General features: G+C 68.9%; 15 protein-coding genes. 10 read left to right on the forward strand and 5 right to left on the reverse strand.

Annotated features, from left to right (window positions below):
- Positions 1 to 130 precede the first annotated feature (130 nt).
- The gene (locus tag AZL_RS06965) at positions 131 to 619 is read left to right on the forward strand and encodes a MarR family winged helix-turn-helix transcriptional regulator (protein WP_012973933.1); all 489 of its coding nucleotides are present in this window, start codon (positions 131 to 133) and stop codon (positions 617 to 619) included.
- A 479-nt stretch (positions 620 to 1,098) separates the two neighbouring features.
- Positions 1,099 to 2,787, forward strand: coding sequence for an ATP-binding protein (locus tag AZL_RS06975; RefSeq protein ID WP_247894308.1), 1,689 nt, complete (start codon positions 1,099 to 1,101; stop codon positions 2,785 to 2,787).
- A 100-nt stretch (positions 2,788 to 2,887) separates the two neighbouring features.
- On the opposite strand, the gene hutG is transcribed toward AZL_RS06975, so the two are convergent.
- Positions 2,888 to 3,712 (reverse strand): N-formylglutamate deformylase, encoded by an 825-nt coding sequence (hutG, locus tag AZL_RS06980; RefSeq protein WP_012973935.1) that lies wholly within the window; start codon positions 3,710 to 3,712, stop codon positions 2,888 to 2,890.
- A gap of 392 nt (positions 3,713 to 4,104) precedes the next feature.
- Between hutG and AZL_RS06985 the strand changes: the two genes are divergently transcribed.
- The 5 genes from AZL_RS06985 to AZL_RS07005 are packed head-to-tail and all read left to right on the forward strand — an operon-like array spanning position 4,105 to position 9,200.
- Positions 4,105 to 4,608, forward strand: coding sequence for a hypothetical protein (locus AZL_RS06985; protein WP_042442720.1), 504 nt, complete (start codon positions 4,105 to 4,107; stop codon positions 4,606 to 4,608).
- 31 nt (positions 4,609 to 4,639) lie between these two features.
- Entirely contained in the window at positions 4,640 to 5,875 is a 1,236-nt protein-coding gene (locus tag AZL_RS06990) for a hypothetical protein (protein WP_012973937.1), read from the forward strand.
- Between the two features lie 28 nt (positions 5,876 to 5,903).
- Positions 5,904 to 7,184 (forward strand): glycosyltransferase family 4 protein, encoded by a 1,281-nt coding sequence (locus tag AZL_RS06995; RefSeq protein ID WP_148219243.1) that lies wholly within the window; start codon positions 5,904 to 5,906, stop codon positions 7,182 to 7,184.
- Positions 7,177 to 8,166: a hypothetical protein gene (locus AZL_RS07000; protein WP_012973939.1), complete on the forward strand. Its 990-nt coding sequence runs from the start codon at positions 7,177 to 7,179 to the stop codon at positions 8,164 to 8,166. Before AZL_RS06995 ends, AZL_RS07000 begins: the two co-directional genes overlap by 8 nt.
- Positions 8,163 to 9,200 (forward strand): glycosyltransferase family 2 protein, encoded by a 1,038-nt coding sequence (locus tag AZL_RS07005; RefSeq protein WP_012973940.1) that lies wholly within the window; start codon positions 8,163 to 8,165, stop codon positions 9,198 to 9,200. The genes AZL_RS07000 and AZL_RS07005 overlap by 4 nt, the downstream gene beginning before the upstream one ends.
- Here the strand turns inward: AZL_RS07005 and AZL_RS07010 are convergent.
- The 3 genes from AZL_RS07010 to AZL_RS07020 all read right to left on the reverse strand — a co-directional run bounded on the left by AZL_RS07010 (position 9,197) and on the right by AZL_RS07020 (position 13,529).
- On the reverse strand, positions 9,197 to 9,664 hold the full coding sequence (locus tag AZL_RS07010; protein WP_012973941.1) for a helix-turn-helix domain-containing protein: 468 nt from the start codon (positions 9,662 to 9,664) through the stop codon (positions 9,197 to 9,199). The two genes, AZL_RS07005 and AZL_RS07010, sit on opposite strands and share 4 nt — an antisense overlap.
- A 134-nt stretch (positions 9,665 to 9,798) precedes the next feature.
- Positions 9,799 to 10,593: a colanic acid biosynthesis glycosyl transferase gene (locus tag AZL_RS07015; RefSeq protein ID WP_012973942.1), complete on the reverse strand. Its 795-nt coding sequence runs from the start codon at positions 10,591 to 10,593 to the stop codon at positions 9,799 to 9,801.
- Complete coding sequence (locus AZL_RS07020; RefSeq protein ID WP_012973943.1) at positions 10,590 to 13,529, reverse strand: SLBB domain-containing protein; 2,940 nt, start codon at positions 13,527 to 13,529, stop codon at positions 10,590 to 10,592. The genes AZL_RS07015 and AZL_RS07020 overlap by 4 nt, the downstream gene beginning before the upstream one ends.
- A 221-nt stretch (positions 13,530 to 13,750) precedes the next feature.
- On the opposite strand from AZL_RS07020, the gene AZL_RS07025 reads away from it, so the two are divergent.
- Together AZL_RS07025 and AZL_RS07030 are read left to right on the forward strand one after the other, a co-directional pair.
- Entirely contained in the window at positions 13,751 to 14,785 is a 1,035-nt protein-coding gene (locus tag AZL_RS07025; protein WP_012973944.1) for a histone deacetylase family protein, read from the forward strand.
- Between the two features lie 86 nt (positions 14,786 to 14,871).
- Entirely contained in the window at positions 14,872 to 15,510 is a 639-nt protein-coding gene (locus tag AZL_RS07030; RefSeq protein ID WP_012973945.1) for a putative metalloprotease CJM1_0395 family protein, read from the forward strand.
- A gap of 53 nt (positions 15,511 to 15,563) precedes the next feature.
- Here the strand turns inward: AZL_RS07030 and aguB are convergent, their stop codons facing one another.
- A complete protein-coding gene (gene aguB / locus AZL_RS07035) occupies positions 15,564 to 16,472 on the reverse strand; it encodes an N-carbamoylputrescine amidase (protein ID WP_012973946.1) in 909 nt (302 codons plus the stop codon).
- A 630-nt stretch (positions 16,473 to 17,102) separates the two neighbouring features.
- Here aguB and AZL_RS07040 point away from each other — a divergent pair.
- The gene (locus AZL_RS07040; RefSeq protein WP_042442724.1) at positions 17,103 to 17,636 is read left to right on the forward strand and encodes a MarR family winged helix-turn-helix transcriptional regulator; all 534 of its coding nucleotides are present in this window, start codon (positions 17,103 to 17,105) and stop codon (positions 17,634 to 17,636) included.
- Positions 17,637 to 17,699: the final 63 nt, after the last annotated feature.

Consider the following 17,699-nt stretch of genomic DNA (forward strand, 5'->3'; position numbering starts at 1 on the left):
CACAGGCCATCAAGAAACGGCGACGGGAAGAGGTGCCGCGGCATCGCTTCTCCGGTCCGCCGACCGGCAGACGCGGCGCCGCCGCGGCAAGACCGGGCAACGGCTTTTGCTGGCCACTGGCACGGGAACGATGAGCATGCAGCAGAGTGTGGCGGCCCCCGCGGTCTACACCGACCTTGGCCGCGTCATGGAAAGCATCACCCGACGCTTTCTCGACGTGCTTCGGATGGAACTGGCCCGCATCGGCGTGACCGACCTCAGCCCGACGCAAGCGTTGATGCTGCTGCACATCGGCACCGAGGAACTGTCCGTCCGTGACCTGCTGGAGCGCGGCTATTATCTGGGGTCAAACGCCTCCTACAATCTGAAGCACCTGGTCGAGGCGGGCTATGTCGACCGCAGCCCGTCCCAGCGCGACCGCCGGGCCGCGCGGCTGAAACTGTCCGACCAGGGGCTCGCCACCTGCGAGGCGCTGAGGAAGCTGGAGGCGATGCGCGCCGACAGCCTGCTGCGCACCGACAGCGACGGGGCCGACTTCGAGACCACCTATCGAACGCTTCGCCGGCTGGAGCGCGCCTGGACCGACCTGATCCGCTACGACGATGCCGACCCCGCCTGACGGCTTCCCGGTGTCGCGCAGTTTTCTGTCAGCCCGCCTTTTCGCTCTGTGTCCAATATGGAACACTCGCGGTCTTAACGGGAACATTGAGTGAACTGACTGATTGATGTTCCGCCTCCGTTCTGTTAGCTCTGGAGGAACAAGACGCGAACAATGGAGGTTGGCATGTCGGTTCTGGCTTTCCTGCGCGAATGCATGACCCTGGCGGTGTTCCTGGCGGTGCTGTATGGCTGGGCGACGGTCGGGCCGATCCTGGTCGGTTGAGCGATCCGAAACTCCCATCGGGCCGTCCCCGGCGCTCCCTCTTCGGAAGAGGTCACCGGATTGGAGTGCCGCGTCGGTATTATATCCGAAATCCCAGCCCACCCTGGCCGGCGCAGCGCTTACATCGGGAACACGCGGAGCCGTCCCCGGCCCATTCGAGAAGCCGAAAGGGGGCCGGTTCCGCGAACGCCGACAACGCGTGGGGATTGGGACGGATGCGGAATTTCTTTCGAAAGCGTCGTTCGGCCGCTGTGGCTGACGAGCGCATTCCGGCGGCCGGCGGTGCCGGCGGTCCGGGCATCACCGGAGGCGGTCCGGCGTCCGGCCCGTTGACCGGCGGATCGGGGATGGCCGGTTCCGGTGCCGGCAATCCGGCTGTCGGCAATCCGGGCCTTGCCGGCTCGGGCCTCGGCGCGGCCGGCGGCTTTTCCAGCACGCCGGGATTCTCCCGGGCGGGCGGGGGCCACCATCTGCGTCCGGTGGACGGAAATATCGGCGGTATGCCGGGTGGCCGGGGCGAGGGCGGAATGATGCGCGGCCCGGCATCACCTCCCCGTCAGCCTGACATCATCGACACCGAGACCACCGGCGACCGCCGTGGTCACATGTTCCCGCCGCCGGGGGGCCGGGATGACAATGGCGATGGCGAGCATGATTTGCCGCGCTTCACCATGTCGGTCAATGGCGGCTATCGCGGCGGCATGGGCGCCAACGCCCCGGCGATGCTGAAGGGATTGACGCCGGAGCTGAACGGCCTTCTGCGCGAGGCCTTCACGCCGACCCGGCCGAAACAGCAGCTGAACGGCCTCTTCATCGGCCGTAACGACACCCTGCGCCGCATCATCTCCGCCATTGAGGAGGAGCGGGCGCATGTCATTCTTTACGGCGACCGCGGCCGCGGCAAGACCTCCGTCGCCAACGCCATCGAGAAGATCGCCGGGCAGGCGGGCTATCTGTCGCTGAAGCTGACCTGTAGCGGCGAGTTGAGCTTCGAGGACATCTTTCGGCATTTCCTGAAGAAAATCCCCTCGACCTATTATCGCTCGGCGCTGGACAACCCGTTCGCGGCGCGGCGCAACTTCGCCAGCCTGAACGAGCTGCTGCCCGACGGCGGCTTCAGCGTCACCGAACTGAACGAGGTGCTGGCGGGTATCCACGCCACCCATGTGCTGCTGATCCTGGACGAGTATGACCGGGTCCTGGATGAGGATTTCCGCAACAAGCTGGCCGAGCTGTTCAAGAATCTGACCGACAGCTCGATTCCCGTCACCCTGCTGGTGGTGGGGGTCGCCGAGAATCTCGACCAGCTTCTGGGCAAGCACCCGTCGATCCAGCGCTCGCTGGTGCCGGTCCATCTGCCGCTGATGACCGATCAGGAGATCGGCCGCCTGATCCAGGCCGGCGCGCAGAACGCCGGCATCGAATTCACCGCCGACGTGGTGAGGCGCATCGCCGAGTTCGTGCGCGGCCTGCCTTACTATGCGCAGCTGCTTGGCCTGCACGCGGCGCGCAGCGCCGTCAGCCGCGGCGGCAAGCTGGTGGAGCGGCCGGACCTGGCCTATGCCGTCGCCCGCTGCCTACAGGAGGCCGAACGCGGCATCGTCGACAGCTACGCCCGCGCGCTGGCCGCCGACCGCAGGGTGGAGCTGGAGGATGCGCTGCTCGCCGCCGCGCTGTGTCCGACCGATTCCTACGGCGTGTTCGATCCCAATGACTTGGCGGGTGACAGCGGCGAGTTGCCGGGTGCTGCGACGCTCGATCTGCTGAAACGCCTGACGCGCGAGGATCATGGCGCTGTGCTGGCCCCGGTGGTGGAGCCGGGGCTGGAACGCTACCGCTTCCGCAATCAGATGATGCGCCAGTATGTCCTGATGCGTCAGGCGAGCGAGCGCGGCCAGATCTGATCCATCCCCGATCAGGCCGCCCTGTGGCCCTTCCCTGGCGACGGGGAAGGGCCATTCCTTTTTGACCGTTGGAAAACCGGCTTTCTGGAAAAAGCCGGCGTTACAGGAACGCCGCGCGCCGCCGGCCGCTGGCCTTCTGCCAGGCCCATTCGACGACGACGCTCATCAGCCGTTCCAGCGACGGCTTCACCTCGGCCGCCAGATTGGGGCGGAAATGGTAAGGCGGTTCCTCGTCCATATAGGTTGATTGGGTCAGTTCCAACTGGATGGCGTGGATGTTCTCTTCGGGCTGACCATAGCTGCGGATGATGTAACCGCCGCTCAGCCGGCCATTCAGTGCGGCGGAGTAACGTTCCGACGCCGAAAGGACGTTCATCAGGCGAACGACCAGGGGCTGGGCGGTGCTGCAACCTTCGCCGGTGCCCAGGTTGAAGTCGGGAAGGGTGCCGTCGAAGAGGCGCGGAACCCGGCTGCGCACGGAATGGGCATCGAACAGGATCGCGACGCCGTAACGGTCGCGCAGGGCGCGCAGTTCGCTGCGGAGCTGTTCATGGTAGGGACGCCAATAGGCGCCGATCCGCCGCTCGACCTCCGCCCGATCCGGTTCCTGTCCCGGCCGGTAGATCGGCGCGCGTGCGAAGGTGGTCAACGGGCAGATTTCGGTCGGATCCAGCCCCGGCTGCGGCATGATCCCGGCGGGGTCGCGGTTCAAATCGGCCACATAGCGCGAACAGAGGGATGTCAAAAATCCGATTCCGAGCGCCGGGGCGAAGTGATACAACCGATCCAGGTGGCGGTCGACGTCGGGCTGCGCCAGCCCCTCCTCCGTCATCGTTGCGGCGATGTCCGGTGGAATCATGGTCCCGACATGCGGAATGCTGAGCAGGACCGGGGTTTCGCCCGGCTGGAAGCGGAAGGTTTCCATGGCTCGTCTCGTCGGCGGAACGGCTTGCGCGGGGCTGTGTGCGGTGCGGCAGGGGCAGCGCTGGGACTATGGAGCGCCGCGCCGCATGCCGTCAAACAGATTGCGTTTTTTTGAAAAGGGCAGGGCTTCGATCTCGGCCCGCGCCGGAAAACAAAATTGCGGCGATCCAGGGCTCTCGTGCCCCCCTCCCTGGGGGAGACTGTCGAAATCACCGTTGACCGGGGAGCGAGGTTGCCCGAGACTCCGCCGCGTTTGGCGACAGCCCGGAAGAAGGCGTCGCCCCGCACCGGACAAAGCTGTTTCCCGGCGACCGGACCAAAGACCTCCACAAGACACGGCGCCTCTGTTTCGCAGCCCCGGTGACGAAGCAACGCAGCAGGGGAGAAGCGTCCATGAACACCGCCACCCGCCTTGGCGCGGCCATGCCCGGCCGGCGCCAGATTCTGCTCCCTCTCGCGCTCGCCCCGGTCGCGGGGTGGGCCGTCTGGGCCGCCGGGGCGCCGGATCTGCCCAGCCATCCCGCCGGCCCCTTCCATCTGCCGTTGGACGAGACGACGGCGATCTGGCGCGACCTGTGCGCGGCGCGGATGGGTGGGCCCGCCGGCGACCCGAAGCTGCCGGTGAGGATCTCGGCCCTGGATGGCCGCCCGCTCACCGTCCGGGGCTTCATGGTGCCGTTGAGCGATGGCGCCACCCACGACCGCTTCATCCTGTCCGCCAATCCGATGGGCTGTCCCGCCTGCGAAAGCCCCGGCCCGTCGACCATGCTGCATGTCCACAGCGCCATCGCCCTGCCGGTGACGCGGGAGCCGCTGATCCTGACCGGCATTCTGCGCCTGCGTCCGCAGGACGGGTTGATCTACCGGCTGGACAGCGCCGAGCAGCGCTGGACCTGACGCCGGCGGTTGCCGCCTCGGGTTTCCGGCCGTGACGGTCGAGGCGGGTGGCGGAGGCGGGCGGGGCGGGATCGGCGCGCTGTCGATGATGGCGGCGCTGTTTCTCTATGGCGGCTTCAGCGTTCCCGCACCGCCGTCCGTGCGCGGGGCCGAACTGTCGATCGGCCTGTTGATCCTGCTGGCCGTCGGCTGGAAGGCACCCTTGGCGGTCGTGAGCGGCCATGCTCTGCGCGCGCCATCGGAGGCGGGATGGATGCCGGCGGCGGTCGCCGCCTTCGGCTGGCTGCTGTGGGTTCCGCTGCTGCGCGGGGCGGCGCTGGGATGGGAGGTGACCGACATCCTGCGCGATGTCGTGCCTCTGGTCTTTCTCTTCCTCCCGGTGCTGCTGGTGCCGGCCTTGCGCGGCGGCGGACCGGTGGGCACGCGCGCGCTGGCGGCCGGGCTGGCCGTGGCCGGAGTCCTGTTGGCTTTGCGCTGGTGGCGGCAGGCGGATTGGGAATTCGCGGCCATCGGCCGGCGGGCGATGGCCGATGGCGGCGTCTATCTTCTCAACGCACCGTCGGTTCTGTTCGCCGCTGTCGCTTTGCCGGCTCTGGCGGTATCGCTGCTGGCCATCGATGGCAGGATGCGATCCTGGCCGGCGGCGATCGCCTGTATGGCCGGCGGGGCGCTGTGTCTCGGCGCGCTGGCGGGTGCGGTGCATCGGACGGCCCTTGGGCTGGCGGTCCTGTCGCTCGCGCTGATCGCCCTGTGGTGGATAAGCCGTCGGCCATGGCTGGCCTTGCCGTTGCTGTTGGTGCTTGGCGTGCTGGTGTCCGTCGTCGGGGATGAACTGGTCGGCGCGTGGCGGCAGGCTGCGGAAAAGACCCGGCTGACCGGTGTGAACGCAAGGTGGGAGGAGGGGCTGGCGGTGATCGATCATGCCGTCGCCACCCCGTGGACATTGATGATCGGCGACGGATGGGGGGCGCGCATCGCCAATCCGGCGGTGGGCGGCTGGCGCGTCGGCTACACCCACACGCTGGCGGGCTACAGCCTGCTGAAGACCGGGCTTCTGGGCATGATCGCGTTGGGCGTCTATCTGGCCGCGCTTGTCCGGCCCTGGCTCCGCTTGATGGCGTCCGATCCGCCGCTGGCCCTTGCGGTGGCGCCGCCCCTGCTGATGTCGCTCTGTCTTCATACCAGCTTCAAGTATCTCGATACCGGCGTCCTCCTGTCGCTGATTCTTTTTGCGGTGGAGCGCAGGAAAGGGTTGTCGCCGTCCTAGGAGATATGCATACTTCCGCGTGCAATTCATGATCCGGTGCGCCGTGATATTCTCACCGCCAGCCATCCTTTTCCTCAATCGGGTGTTTCCGCCGGATCGCGGTGCCACCGGTCATTGCCTGTGGGACCTCGCGGGTCGCCTCTCGGCTGCGGGATGGCGGGTTACGGTGGTGTCGGACGGGGGGGGCGGGTTCGGCAACGCGGATGATGCGGGTTACGGGGAGGTGCCGGCCGGTGTCACGCTGTGTCGCACCGGCGGCGGAATCGTCGAATCCGACCGGCCAGACGTCCGCGCCTATCTGGCGTCCTTGTGCCGTCTGACCAGCCGGGCCCTGCGCCTGCCGCGTCATGACCTTGTCGTGACCATGACCGACCCGCCGATGCTGGCGCTGGCCGGTCCGATGCTCGCCGCGCGGCACCGCGCGGCCTCGCTGCATTGGTGCCAGGATCTCTATCCCGATCTGTTGCCGGTGCTCGGCGTTCGGATGCCGGCCACGCTCCGCTGGGCCGCCGGTCTGGGCATGGCGCGGACCCTGCGCCGGCATGACGGGGTCGTCGCGATCGGCCGTTGCATGCGTGAGCGCCTCCTTTCCGCCGGTGTGGCGGAGGACAGGGTGACGGTGCTGCCGAACTGGCCCGATCCCGCCATCCGCCCCCTGGAGAAGGGCGGCAACAGCCTCCGCCTTTCGCTGGGGCTGGAGGCGGAGGGCCGACGGTTTCTGGTGGTCTATTCCGGAACGCTCGGGCTCGCGCATCCGATGGAGGGTGTTCTGGAGGCGGCGTCGCGGTTGCAGGACCGTGATCCATCCGTGCTTTTCCTGCTGGTCGGGGAGGGCAGAGGATTCGCCGCGGTGGAAAGGGCCGCGCACCGCCGGGGACTGCGCAATCTGCGGCGGCTTCCCTGGCAGCCTGCCGGGCGGCTGGCGGAATGCCTGTCCGCCGCCGACCTGCATCTGGTGACGATGGACCCGGCGGCGGCGGGGCTGCTGGTGCCGAGCAAGCTGGCCGGCGTCCAGGCCGCCGGCCGCCCTTGCCTGTTCCTGGGGCCGCGCGGGAGCGAGGCGGCGGCGCGGGTGGACGGCTGCGGGCAGGTGATCGATCCGTTCGACGGCGCCGCCATCGCCGATGCGGTGCGTGCCTATGCCACCGATCCGCTGCGGTGCGCGGTGGAGGGGGCAAGGGCCCTCAGCCGCGCCGGGGATTGGAACGCCGATCGGGCCGCGACGGCTTTCGCCGGTCTGGCCGAACGCCTCCTGCTCGCCCGACAGGTTGGGCGGCCGTTGATGGGGAGGCCGCTGCCCCATGCCTGACGGCCTTGTCGCCCAGCCCCCGCCCGAGGCGATGACACTGGTCCGGCCCGTTGCGGGTGGGGAGGGGGATCTTCGTGCCCTGATCCATGTCCTGGGGACCGGGTGGCGTTGGCTGGCCGCCGGGGGCGTGGGCGGTCTGGCCCTTGCGGTGCTGGCGCTGTGGATGGTGACGCCGGCCTATACGGCGACGATGATCATCGGGCCGACGGCGCGGGTGGGGTCCGCCGCGATGGGCGCGCGGGTGCCGGCGCTGAGTGGTCGCGACTCCGCAGGCGTCGCCGAACCGGGGGCGGGGGACGAATCCTTGTCGGACTTCGCCCGCTATCTGGAGTTGTTTGGAGCGGGACCGGTGGCGGAACGGCTGTCCCGCGACCCCGATTGCCTGTCCGCGCTCTTTTCCGACCGTTGGGATGCCGAGGCCGGGCGCTGGCGACCTCCGCCCGGATTGTTTCCCAGGCTGAGGCGGGCGTTGCTGGCGCTGGTCGGGCGCGAGGATTGGGTGGAACCGGACGGCGACCGCGTGGCGCGCGCCCTGCGCGAGCGGCTGGTGATCGACATGCTGCGGTCGGGACCGATGCGGCGCATCACCATCCACCATGCCGACCGGGCGACGGCCATCGACCTGCTGGGGCGGATCGCGCTGGCCACCGACAGCCATCTGCGGGCGGAGGCGGCACGGCGCAGCGCCGCCCAGATCGCCCATATCAGGCAAAGGCTGGGGGCGGTCACCGTGGCGGAACACCGGCAGGCGCTGAGCGACCTGCTGCTGGACCAGGAGCGGGTCGCGATGATGATCGGCGTCGACCTGCCCTTCGCCGCCGACGTGATCCAGCCGCCGATGGCGTCGGCCCTGCCGGACTGGCCGAACCCGGTTCCGGTGGTTCCGCTGGCCGGTTTGGCCGGGCTGGCCGCGGCCGGCTTCGCCCTGTCGGCCCGCCATGCGCTGAAGGATCGCCGGGACGGCACGAGGGGAGCCGCATGACTTCCCTCATACCGGTTTCCGTGGTGGTGATGACGCGCAACGAGGCGGCGAATCTGTCGCCTTGCCTGACCGCGCTTCATCGCTTCGCCGAGTGTTTCGTGGTCGACAGCGCCAGCGATGACGGCACGCCGGACATCGCCCGTTCCCATGGCGCCCGTCTGGTCTCCTTCCGGTGGAACGGCCGCTATCCCAAGAAGAAGCAATGGTGTCTGGACGTACTGCCGTTGGCCCATGACTGGGTCCTGTTCGTCGATGCCGACGAGCGGCCGACGACGGGGCTGGTGGAGGAGATCGCCGGGGTGATGGCGGGAGGGGCCGCGGATGGGCTGGCTCACGCCGCCTATTGGATCGACGGCCGGCCGGTCGTCCGTGGCCGGCCGCTGCGCTTCGGCTGCTGGAACCGCAAGCTTGCCCTGCTCGACCGCCGGCGCGCGCGCTTCGCCGACCAGCCAGACCTGGATGTCGGCTCCATGTGGGAGGTGGAGGGGCATTACCAGCCGCAGGTGGCCGGCTCGACCGGCCGGCTCCGCCATCCGATGGACCATGACGATGCCAAGCCGCCCTCGGCCTGGTTCGAGCGCCACAACCGCTATTCCGATTGGGAGGCGGCCTTGCGCGCCGATGGCCGGATGGAACGGCTCATCGATGGCGAAGCGGACGGCGGGGGACGCATCGCTGGGGGTCCCACGGGCGGCCTCATGGGTGGCCTTATCGGCCGGCGGACGCAGAAACGCTTGTTCCAGAGACTGCCCGGACGGCCGTTCTGGGCTTTCCTGCACGCTTATGTGCTTCGTCTCGGCCTCCTTGACGGGGTCGAGGGTTTGGACCATGCCCTGGGGCGCGCCTTCTACTACTGGCAGGTTGGCCTCAAGATGCGCTCAGCGGAGAGGGTGCGGGAAGCGAAAGCGCATCCCCCGTTGGCAGAGCCCCCCTCTGCCAAGCTCCCGTCTGTCGGCCTCCAGCCGGTCGGCCCCCCGCCTGACCATACGCTGTTCGACCGTCTCGGGATTGCCCGCCGCGTGGGCGGTCCTTAATCTTCGAGCAGTGCGATCTTGTCGCCGCCCAGCGCCTTCAGCAGGTCGAAGGTGCGCTTGCGTACGCCCGGATCCTCGATCCGGTAATAGGCGCGTACCAGTTCCAGCGTCTCGCGGCGGGCCATCGATTCGAACTCGTCGGTCTCGCTCATGCTCTCCGACGGGGTTTCCGCGGTGATCTGGTCGGGCGAGGGCATATCGTCGAAGAAGTAGCTGACCGGCACGCCGAGAACCTGGGACAGATTGTAGAGGCGGCTGGCGCTGATCCGGTTCGATCCGCGCTCGTATTTCTGGAGCTGCTGGAAGGTGATCCCGACCGCCTCGCCCAGCTTTTCCTGGCTCAGGCCGAGCAGGGTGCGGCGAAGCCGCAGGCGGGCGCCGACATGGATGTCGATGGGGTTGGGACCTTCGCCGCGGCGCGACAGGGTGTGGGCGGGGGCGAGTTTGGTTTTGGTCGCGCTCATAAGTCGTACCTCGAATGGAAAGCCGGGGGGAAGGCACCGCAAGAATGCTTAGTTCAGAAAGTAAATTCTATGCAACCATTTGTGCGTATCAACGGTCCGTTTCGGTGCAGGTGGGGCAGTCCGTGCGAAAGACATTAAGCATCCGGGCATCGGAAACGTAATTTCGCGTATGCCCCGGGAAAATGCTGGCGCAGCGCCAGCGCGACTCGCTGCGCCATGGCGATCATGGTTCCTCGCAGCGGTCCATGGCCGAAATGGCGTTCCCGAATCGCCGCCTGCTCCCGGCGGCCGGCGGCCGCCTCCCGTTGCGACAGGCCGCCGGGCGCGAACAGGCAGACGGGCCAGTCCAGCCTGACCGCCTTTCCCCGTTCCAGAACGGCAAGGGTGAAGGCGTAATCCGCCGCGATCCGGTAAGCGGGATCGAAGCGAAGACCCGAGAGGGCGGCGACACGGTAGATCATGGCCTGATGGTGGGTGAACATCCCGAAGGGTGCCCACCGGCGGGACCGCGCCCGCTTCAGCAGGATACGTCCGTCCTCCAGCCGTTCCAGCGCATCGCCATAGAGAAGGGCGCAGGCGGGGTGGCGGCCGATGGCCCGCATCAGACGGCCGGCACCATCGGCCGCCGCCAGCCTGTCCCCCGCGTTCAGAAACAGGAGGTGGCTGGCGCCGAGCCCGCGGGCGGCGTCGATCGCCTCGTTCATCGCGTCATACAGTCCCGAGTCGCAGGCCGAGCGCCACCAGGCCGGGATGTCGGCATGGTCAGCCAGCCAGTCCGCGCCACCGTCGCTGGAGGCGCCGTCGGCGACCAGCCAGAGCACATCCGGCCCCAACTGTCCGCGCAGGCTGTCATGGGTGTCGACCAGCCCGGCGAGGTCGTCGCGGACCACCGTCACGATGGCGAGACGGGGGGGCGACGGCACGGTCATCGCGTGATCACCGAGATCGAGGCGGCGGTGATCGCCAACTGGCTCAGGATGTTGCCGATCGCCTTGGTGGCGTCCAGCCCGTCGAAGGGGCGGGGATCGCGGGGCACCACCAGGATCGAGCCCGGCGGGATCGCATCGACCCGGTGGTTCCAGGAGGACAGCGCCAGCGGCCGCGCCCGCCCGTCGGGCAGGACCAGGAAGCTGCGGCCGGTGTCGGCCTCTCGGGTCGGGCCGCCAGCCTCGTTCAGATAATCCTCGGCGGTCTTGCCGCTGACGAATTGCGCGGCCGTGGGATGCAGAACCTCACCCGACACCGCCACCGTCAGCGGCCTTTTGGGGATCAGGATGCGGTCGTCGGGCTCCAGCAGCGGGTCCAGCTCGGGACGGCCACGCAGGACGGCGGGATCCGCCTCCACCACCACGCGGCCGAACGGCTCGGCGCCGCGGAGCTGCGCGGCGAGCTGGCGGGCCAGCGCGACATTCTCCGTCTTCACCGGCTCGCCCTTCTCCACCTCCAGGGCGAGCGTCCGTTCCAGCTCGCGCGCCTGACGCTGGAACTGCTCCTTCTCGCGGCGGCGTTCGCTTTCGCGGGTCAGGACGGCGCCGGCAGGATAGGCGTCGTCCATCAGGCCGCCGGCCCGCGCGATCAGGGAGGACAGGGTCTCGCCGCGGCCGATGTCGTAGCGGCCCGGACGGCGGACCGCGCCGTCGATGGCGACGGCCCGCGCCTCCAGCGCCTGGGGACGCGGGTTGATCCGCACGGCGTCGCCGGGGGCGACCGGACGGGCGCCATCGCGGGCGAGATCGACGCCGCTGCGCGTGCCGTTCGCCGCCGTCAGCTCCGTCGCCGCCGGATCGGCGTCGGCGGAAAGCCCCCCGGCCGCCGCGACCAGGGCGGCCAGCGGCGTACGGTCGGCGATGGGATAGCCGCCGGGATCACGCACCGCGCCGCGCAGCTGGACCGTCCGTTCGCCGATCACGGAGACGATGGCGGGATCGAGAAGGGCGGCCAGCATCGACGGTTCGTTTGCCGTGTCGGTTCCGGCTTCGGTGTCGGCGGCCGTGACGGATTGGGCGGGCTTCGCCACGCCGCGGATGTCGTCGGTGGCGAACAGGTGGATGCGGTCCCCGTCGGCAAGTCCGCGGTCGGCACGCCCGGCGGCGACCTCCTGCGGCGAGAAGGGAAGATAGACCCGGGTCAGGGTCCGCCGGTCATAGCGCTCGACAAGGCCGAGCAGCGGGTAGGCGTCGCGTTTCAACGCCTTGCCGTCGGCGAGGGCCCTGCGGAGCGTTGTTCCGGCCGCCAGCCTGCGGGTGCCGGGGCGGCGGACATGGCCGAGCAATTCATAGTGCGGCGCGTCCGACTCGACGATTGTCTCGCGGGCGGCGGTGTCTTCGGACCCGTCGGCGATCGGATAGAAACCGGGGCGCGGCACGCCGGTCAGGCGCAGCACCGAATCGCGCAAGGCCAGCGGCAGCAAATCGGGTACCGCGACGAACAGCGGCGGACAGGGCGCGCGGGACCCGGTCAGGGTGGCGGCGGCACGGGTTTGCGGGCCGGTGGCGAGCGGGCCGTCCGGCTCCGCCGCCAGGCTGCGGGCCAGCGCGACCAGACCGGGGCAGGCCTCTTCCGCCGGCTGGCGGTCGCCGCGCAGGAGGGCCAGCACCGGTTCCGACGTGAGGAAATCGACGTCGGCGGCACCCAGCACGAAAAGCGTGTCCCCCTCGTCCAGCCGGCGCCGGTCGCGGCCGCTCAGGACCGCCGACAGATCGACCGGCCGCAGCCGGCGCGCTCCCGTGGCGGTGACGGAACTCTCCAGGGCGGCGAAGGGCAGATAGGGATCCGGGCGCAGATCGCTGCGCGACAGCAATCCCGTCAGGGTCTTCGCCTGCGCCCAGGCGCGCGGACCGGGGCGCAGCACATGCCCCTCGAGCCGGACTTCCCCGCGGCGGTCCTCCCGCTGCGGGGCGAGCATCAGCAGGTCGCCGTCGCCGAACCGCTTCGTGTCGGCATCGGCGATGTCCTCGGTCGCCTCCTCGCCCGCCGGCCCGATGCCGAAGCGCAGCAGCCGGCTCCGGCCGGGCCGCAGGGCGCCGCCGGCGAGTTCGCGCAGTTCCGACGCCGACAGCGGGCCGCCGCCGGGCGGCAGCTCGTAGATGCCCGGACGCTTCACCGGGCCGGCGACGGCCACCGTGGCGCCCAGCGGTGGAACGAACAGGCGGTCGCCGTCGCGCAACGGCATGTCCGCGTTGCCCGCCGCCCCGGCGATCTGGAGGGCGTACAGGTCGATGGTGACGGCAGCGCCGGGCCGCATCAGCCGGATGGCGCGCAGGCTGCCATTGCGCTCCACGCCGCCGGCCGCGGACAGCGCGTCCAACACGCTGGCGAAGGCGCTGATCTCCTGCCGGCCGGGGCGGTGGACCGCGCCGGAGACCAGCACGGCGATCCGCCGCACCTCCGCCAGCGAGGCGAAGGCGTCGGTGCTGGGCCAGGTGGCGGCGGCCGTGGCGGCAAGCTCCCGCCGCAGGGCGTCGAGCGTCAGCCCGGCGGCGGGCAGCGGGCGCAGGTCGTCCACCACCAGTTGGCCGTTGCGGTCGATGGTGAACCGCTTGCTGAAGGATTTCTGGCCGCGCAGCGTCACCAGCAGGGCATCGCCGGTGTTCAGCACATAGTCGCCCTGGATGGCGCCGGGGGCTGACTCGGTCTTCGCCGCCGCGTCGGCGATGAACAGATCATAGCCGAACTGGCGCAGCCGCTCGCCGGCGCGGGCGGAGAAGGCGGCTTCCAGAGGGGAGTCGGCGGAAACCGTCGGGCTTGGCGTGGCCGCAAGGGAATCGGTTCGCGCCGGTCCGGTGGCGAACACGGTCCATGCCGACAGCGTCAGCACCGCTGCGAGCGCCGTGCGGGCGAGTTTTCTGCGCGCGGCAATGAACATCGATCATCCATATCCAGGATATAACCCGCTATGCGCGAGCGCGCATCAACGAACACTATCGTGTGCGCCGGACTCAAAGGCAATGGGCGGCGTCCGGGGCGCCATGCAAAAGGGCGGCAGCCATCACCTGTCCGGCAGGGCTATGATGGCGTCCGCACAGGTTGTCGGCCCGGGCGGCCCAAACGGCGCAGGGCGGCGAAACAGTCAAGGAAACCAGCGACGTGATCGTCATTCACAGCGAAGATCACCGGCTCCAGGCGGGCCGGTCGGAACTCAATGACGGCCAGCTCGTCCCCTGTTACGAGAAGCCGGCGCGGGCCGACATCGTCCGGGCGCGGATCGAGGCGGTCGGGCTGGGACCGATCATGGAGCCCACCCGTCACGGCATCGCCCCGCTGGAACGGGTGCATGACGCCGGCTATCTGAGTTTTCTTCAGACGGCCTGGGAGGAGTGGCTGGAGGAACATGGCGCCGACATCGACGCCCTGCCGCTGAATTGGGTGGCACCCGGCATGTCGCGGCGGCGGGTGCCGCGTTCCATCGACGGGCGGCTCGGCTTCTACTCCTTCGATGCGGGAACGCCGATCACAGCCGGCACCTGGAGGGCCGCCACCGCCGCGGCCGACAGCGCGCTGACCGGCGCCGACCGCCTGCGGGCCGGCGACCGCGGTGCCTTCGCGCTGTGCCGGCCGCCGGGGCACCATGCCGGCCATGCCTTCTATGGTGGCTATTGCTTCCTGAACAACGCGGCCATCGCCGCGCAGTCGCTGCGCGATGGCGGGGCCGCGCGCGTGGCGGTCCTCGATGTCGACTATCACCATGGCAACGGCACGCAGGAGATTTTCTGGGAGCGCGGCGACGTGCTGTTCGTGTCGATCCATGCCGATCCGGTCGATGAGTTCCCCTATTTCTGCGGCCATGCCGACGAGACCGGGGCCGGCGCGGGCGAGGGGACGAACCTGAACCTGACGCTGCCCTGGGGAACCGACTGGAGCGGCTATGCCCAGGCGCTGGCGGCGGCGGCGGCGCGCATCCGTGACTTTGGCGCCGACGCGCTGGTGCTGTCGCTGGGGGCGGACACCTATGGCGGCGACCCGATCTCCCGCTTCCGTCTGCTGTCGGAGGATTTCCTGCGGATGGGGGCGGCCATCGCCGCCATCGGCCTGCCGACGCTGTTCGTCATGGAGGGCGGCTATGCCGTCGATGACCTCGGCGTGAATATCGCCAATGTCCTGACCGGTTTCGAGCAGGGCTGAGCGGACTCGGACGATGATCGGGCCTCGGCATTGCCGATTCGGCCCGATCGTCCTAATTTGTTGGAGGGTTCGGCTTTTCTTCGGGAATGCGGGCGGTGGCTGCCGACGTTTCCATCTCCAACCTGTCCATCGGGACCTATGCGCCCCTGCGCGGCCAGCCGCCGCGCCGGGATGGCAGGGCCATTTCCGGCGAGACGGCCGGCGACGCGGGCAAAGAAGCCGGCAGCTCCAAAGCTGGACGTGGCGGCGGCCCCACCGACAGCGTCACCCTGTCCGACGCGGCCCAGCAGCAGGTTCAGAAGCTCAAGCAGGCGGATGCCAATGTCCGTCAGCATGAGGCCGCCCATCAGGCGGCCGGAGGCAGCCATGCCGGCGGCGCCTCCTTCACCTTCACCCGCGGTCCGGACGGCAAGAACTACGCCACCGCCGGCGAGGTGCCGATCGACGTCAGCCCCGAAACGGAGCCTGCCGCCACCGTCGCCAAGATGGAGCAGGTTAAGGCGGCGGCCCTCGCACCGGCCGACCCGTCGCCGCAGGATATGCGCGTCGCCGCCCAGGCCGACGCGGCGAAGCTGCAGGCGCAATCGGAAGAGCGCCGGCAGGGGGGGCGGAGCGGAACCGCATCCTCCCGCGCGGCCGCCGCCTATGGTGCGGCGCAGGCGCTCGGCGCTGTTGGGTCGGGGGCGGGGACTGGGGCCGGGGCGGGGAGGGGGCTGACGGTCTGACGCGGCGCTGGCGGGGCCGACGGCGTTGCCCCGTCCCCACCGGTCCGGCGGGATCACCGCAGCGGGGTCGTCTCGCCGTCCAGCGTCAGCAGGGATCCATAAAGGTCCGGGCGCCGGTCGCGGAAGACGCCCCAGGAGGCGCGCTGCGCCGCGATACGGTCGAGCTCGAAGGTCGCGGTCAGAACCGTCCGGCTCTCGCGGTCGGCCTGGGCGACGATCTCCCCCTGCGGGCCGGCGATGAAGGAGGAGCCGTAGAAGGTCAGCGCGCAGCTTTCCCCCTGCTCCACCCCGACGCGGTTGGAGGCGACCAGCGGCATCAGGTTGGCGCCGGCGTGCCCCTGCATCACCCGCGTCCAATGGCCCTGGCTGTCGATGGAGGAATCCTGCGGCTCCGACCCGATGGCGGTGGGGTAGAGCAGAATCTCCGCCCCCTTCAGCGCCATCACGCGGGCGGTTTCCGGGAACCACTGGTCCCAGCAGATGGCGCATCCGACGGTGGCGTAACGGGTCTTGAACACCCGGATGCCGCTGTCTCCGGGGCTGAAATAGAATTTCTCCTGATAGCCCGGGCCGTCGGGAATATGGGACTTGCGGTAGATGCCAAGCAGGCTGCCGTCGGCATCCACCATCGCCATGGAGTTGTAATAGGCGTTGCGGGCCTTCTCGAAGAAGCTGACCGGAATCACCACCGAGAGTTCACGTGCCAGGGACCGCATCCGTTCGATCACCGGATGGCCGTCGGCGGGGGCGGCCAGATCGAACAGCGATTGCTTCTGGTCCTTGCAGAAATAGGGGGTTTCGAAAAGCTCCTGCGGCAGGATGATTTGGGCGCCCCGGGCGGCGGCCTCGCGAATCAACGATTCCACGCCGGCGACGTTGGCGGCGCGGTCCCAACCGCAGGCCATCTGGGTGGCGGCGACGGTGACGGTGCGGGGCGGGGGGGCGGTCGGCGAAGCGGTCATTGCGGGTTCTGCGCTCCTTTTGGGGATCATCTGGACAGGGGGCGGTCACTGGCGGTTCGGCCACCGGCGTCGGAGGACCGGTGTTCAGACCCGGTGTTCAGACCCGGTGTTCAGACCGTTGTGTGGCCAAGGTCGTGGTGGATACAAGCGGTCAGATGAGAGACATGGGCGATTTAGCGAAATATTCATTTTTTGGGATTTGCGCTTTGCGAACTGCCAAATAAAACCGATCGGCTCGGCAATGATCATAGCGATAAACATATGCGGATATGATGTCCATGGCCGACTCAGTAAAAATACGGACTCCACACAGGCTTGCTATGCGAAGAGTCGAAAAAGGCGTTCTGTTTGAGAGATGGCCAATTCGGGAGCTCGCGACCGACATATCATTGCATGCCCGCGGCCAAGGAGCGCGCAATTGATTTGCGCTTTGCACGCAACACGTTATGATTGGCTGAGGCAGCAATGCCCGCTCGTGTCAAGGTGGTGGTGCCAGATCGGCCCATACCGGCAGGGAGAACCGACGGGGATGCGACCCTCACGTTCGCCGTGAAAGGCGCGTGATGACACGCAAGGCCGTTGGTGGGCGTGGTTTGTTGGTACGGGAACGACGGTAGAGAGATTGTCGGTATGGAGGCGTCTGTCAAGGGGTGGGAGCCGGAACCCCCCGGCGAGTCGGAGGACGCGGCGGGTTCGGCCGATGGTGCTTTAGCGTTCGTCGTTCGGGACGTGAACCGTGCCTTCGCCCGCGCATTGCAGATGCGCATCGCGAGGTCCGGGGTCAGCATGGGGCAATGGTTCTTCCTGCGCGCCCTGTGGCAGGAGGATGGCCTGACGCAGCGGGAACTGAGCCACCGCGTCGGCATGATGGAGCCGACGACCGTCACCGCCGTCAACGTGATGGAGGCCCAGGAACTGGTTCAGCGTGTGCGCAACAGCCACGACCGCCGCAAGATGAACGTCTTCCTGACGGAGAAGGGCCGCGCGCTGCGCGATACGATGATGCCCAGCGCGTCCGAGATCTCCGGGGTCGCCCTCGAAGGCATCGCGTCGGAGGAGCTGGAGTTGACTTTGAACGTGTTGCGTCGCGTCGGTGCCAACCTCAATGCCGCCTGCGCCGCCATGCGGGAGGAAGCCGCCATGCGCGGGGAAGACGAGGACTAGGAGCGGCGTTTCACCGCGCCACCATCATCTCCCCGCCTTTCCCCTGGCGGACCGGTCATCCGG

The organism is Azospirillum sp. B510 (genome assembly GCF_000010725.1).
Lineage (GTDB): Bacteria > Pseudomonadota > Alphaproteobacteria > Azospirillales > Azospirillaceae > Azospirillum > Azospirillum lipoferum_B.

Bases quoted from the DNA above. Each gene is read 5' to 3' on its own strand.
- AZL_RS06965 (WP_012973933.1), top strand. From the start codon at position 131: ATGAGCATGCAGCAGAGTGTGGCGGCCCCCGCGGTCTACACCGACCTT.
- AZL_RS06975 (WP_247894308.1), top strand. From the start codon at position 1,099: ATGCGGAATTTCTTTCGAAAGCGTCGTTCGGCCGCTGTGGCTGACGAG.
- hutG (WP_012973935.1), bottom strand. From the start codon at position 3,712: ATGGAAACCTTCCGCTTCCAGCCGGGCGAAACCCCGGTCCTGCTCAGC.
- AZL_RS06985 (WP_042442720.1), top strand. From the start codon at position 4,105: ATGAACACCGCCACCCGCCTTGGCGCGGCCATGCCCGGCCGGCGCCAG.
- AZL_RS06995 (WP_148219243.1), top strand. From the start codon at position 5,904: ATGATCCGGTGCGCCGTGATATTCTCACCGCCAGCCATCCTTTTCCTC.
- AZL_RS07000 (WP_012973939.1), top strand. From the start codon at position 7,177: ATGCCTGACGGCCTTGTCGCCCAGCCCCCGCCCGAGGCGATGACACTG.
- AZL_RS07005 (WP_012973940.1), top strand. From the start codon at position 8,163: ATGACTTCCCTCATACCGGTTTCCGTGGTGGTGATGACGCGCAACGAG.
- AZL_RS07010 (WP_012973941.1), bottom strand. From the start codon at position 9,664: ATGAGCGCGACCAAAACCAAACTCGCCCCCGCCCACACCCTGTCGCGC.
- AZL_RS07015 (WP_012973942.1), bottom strand. From the start codon at position 10,593: ATGACCGTGCCGTCGCCCCCCCGTCTCGCCATCGTGACGGTGGTCCGC.
- AZL_RS07020 (WP_012973943.1), bottom strand. From the start codon at position 13,529: ATGTTCATTGCCGCGCGCAGAAAACTCGCCCGCACGGCGCTCGCAGCG.
- AZL_RS07030 (WP_012973945.1), top strand. From the start codon at position 14,872: ATGCGGGCGGTGGCTGCCGACGTTTCCATCTCCAACCTGTCCATCGGG.
- aguB (WP_012973946.1), bottom strand. From the start codon at position 16,472: ATGACCGCTTCGCCGACCGCCCCCCCGCCCCGCACCGTCACCGTCGCC.
- AZL_RS07040 (WP_042442724.1), top strand. From the start codon at position 17,103: ATGGAGGCGTCTGTCAAGGGGTGGGAGCCGGAACCCCCCGGCGAGTCG.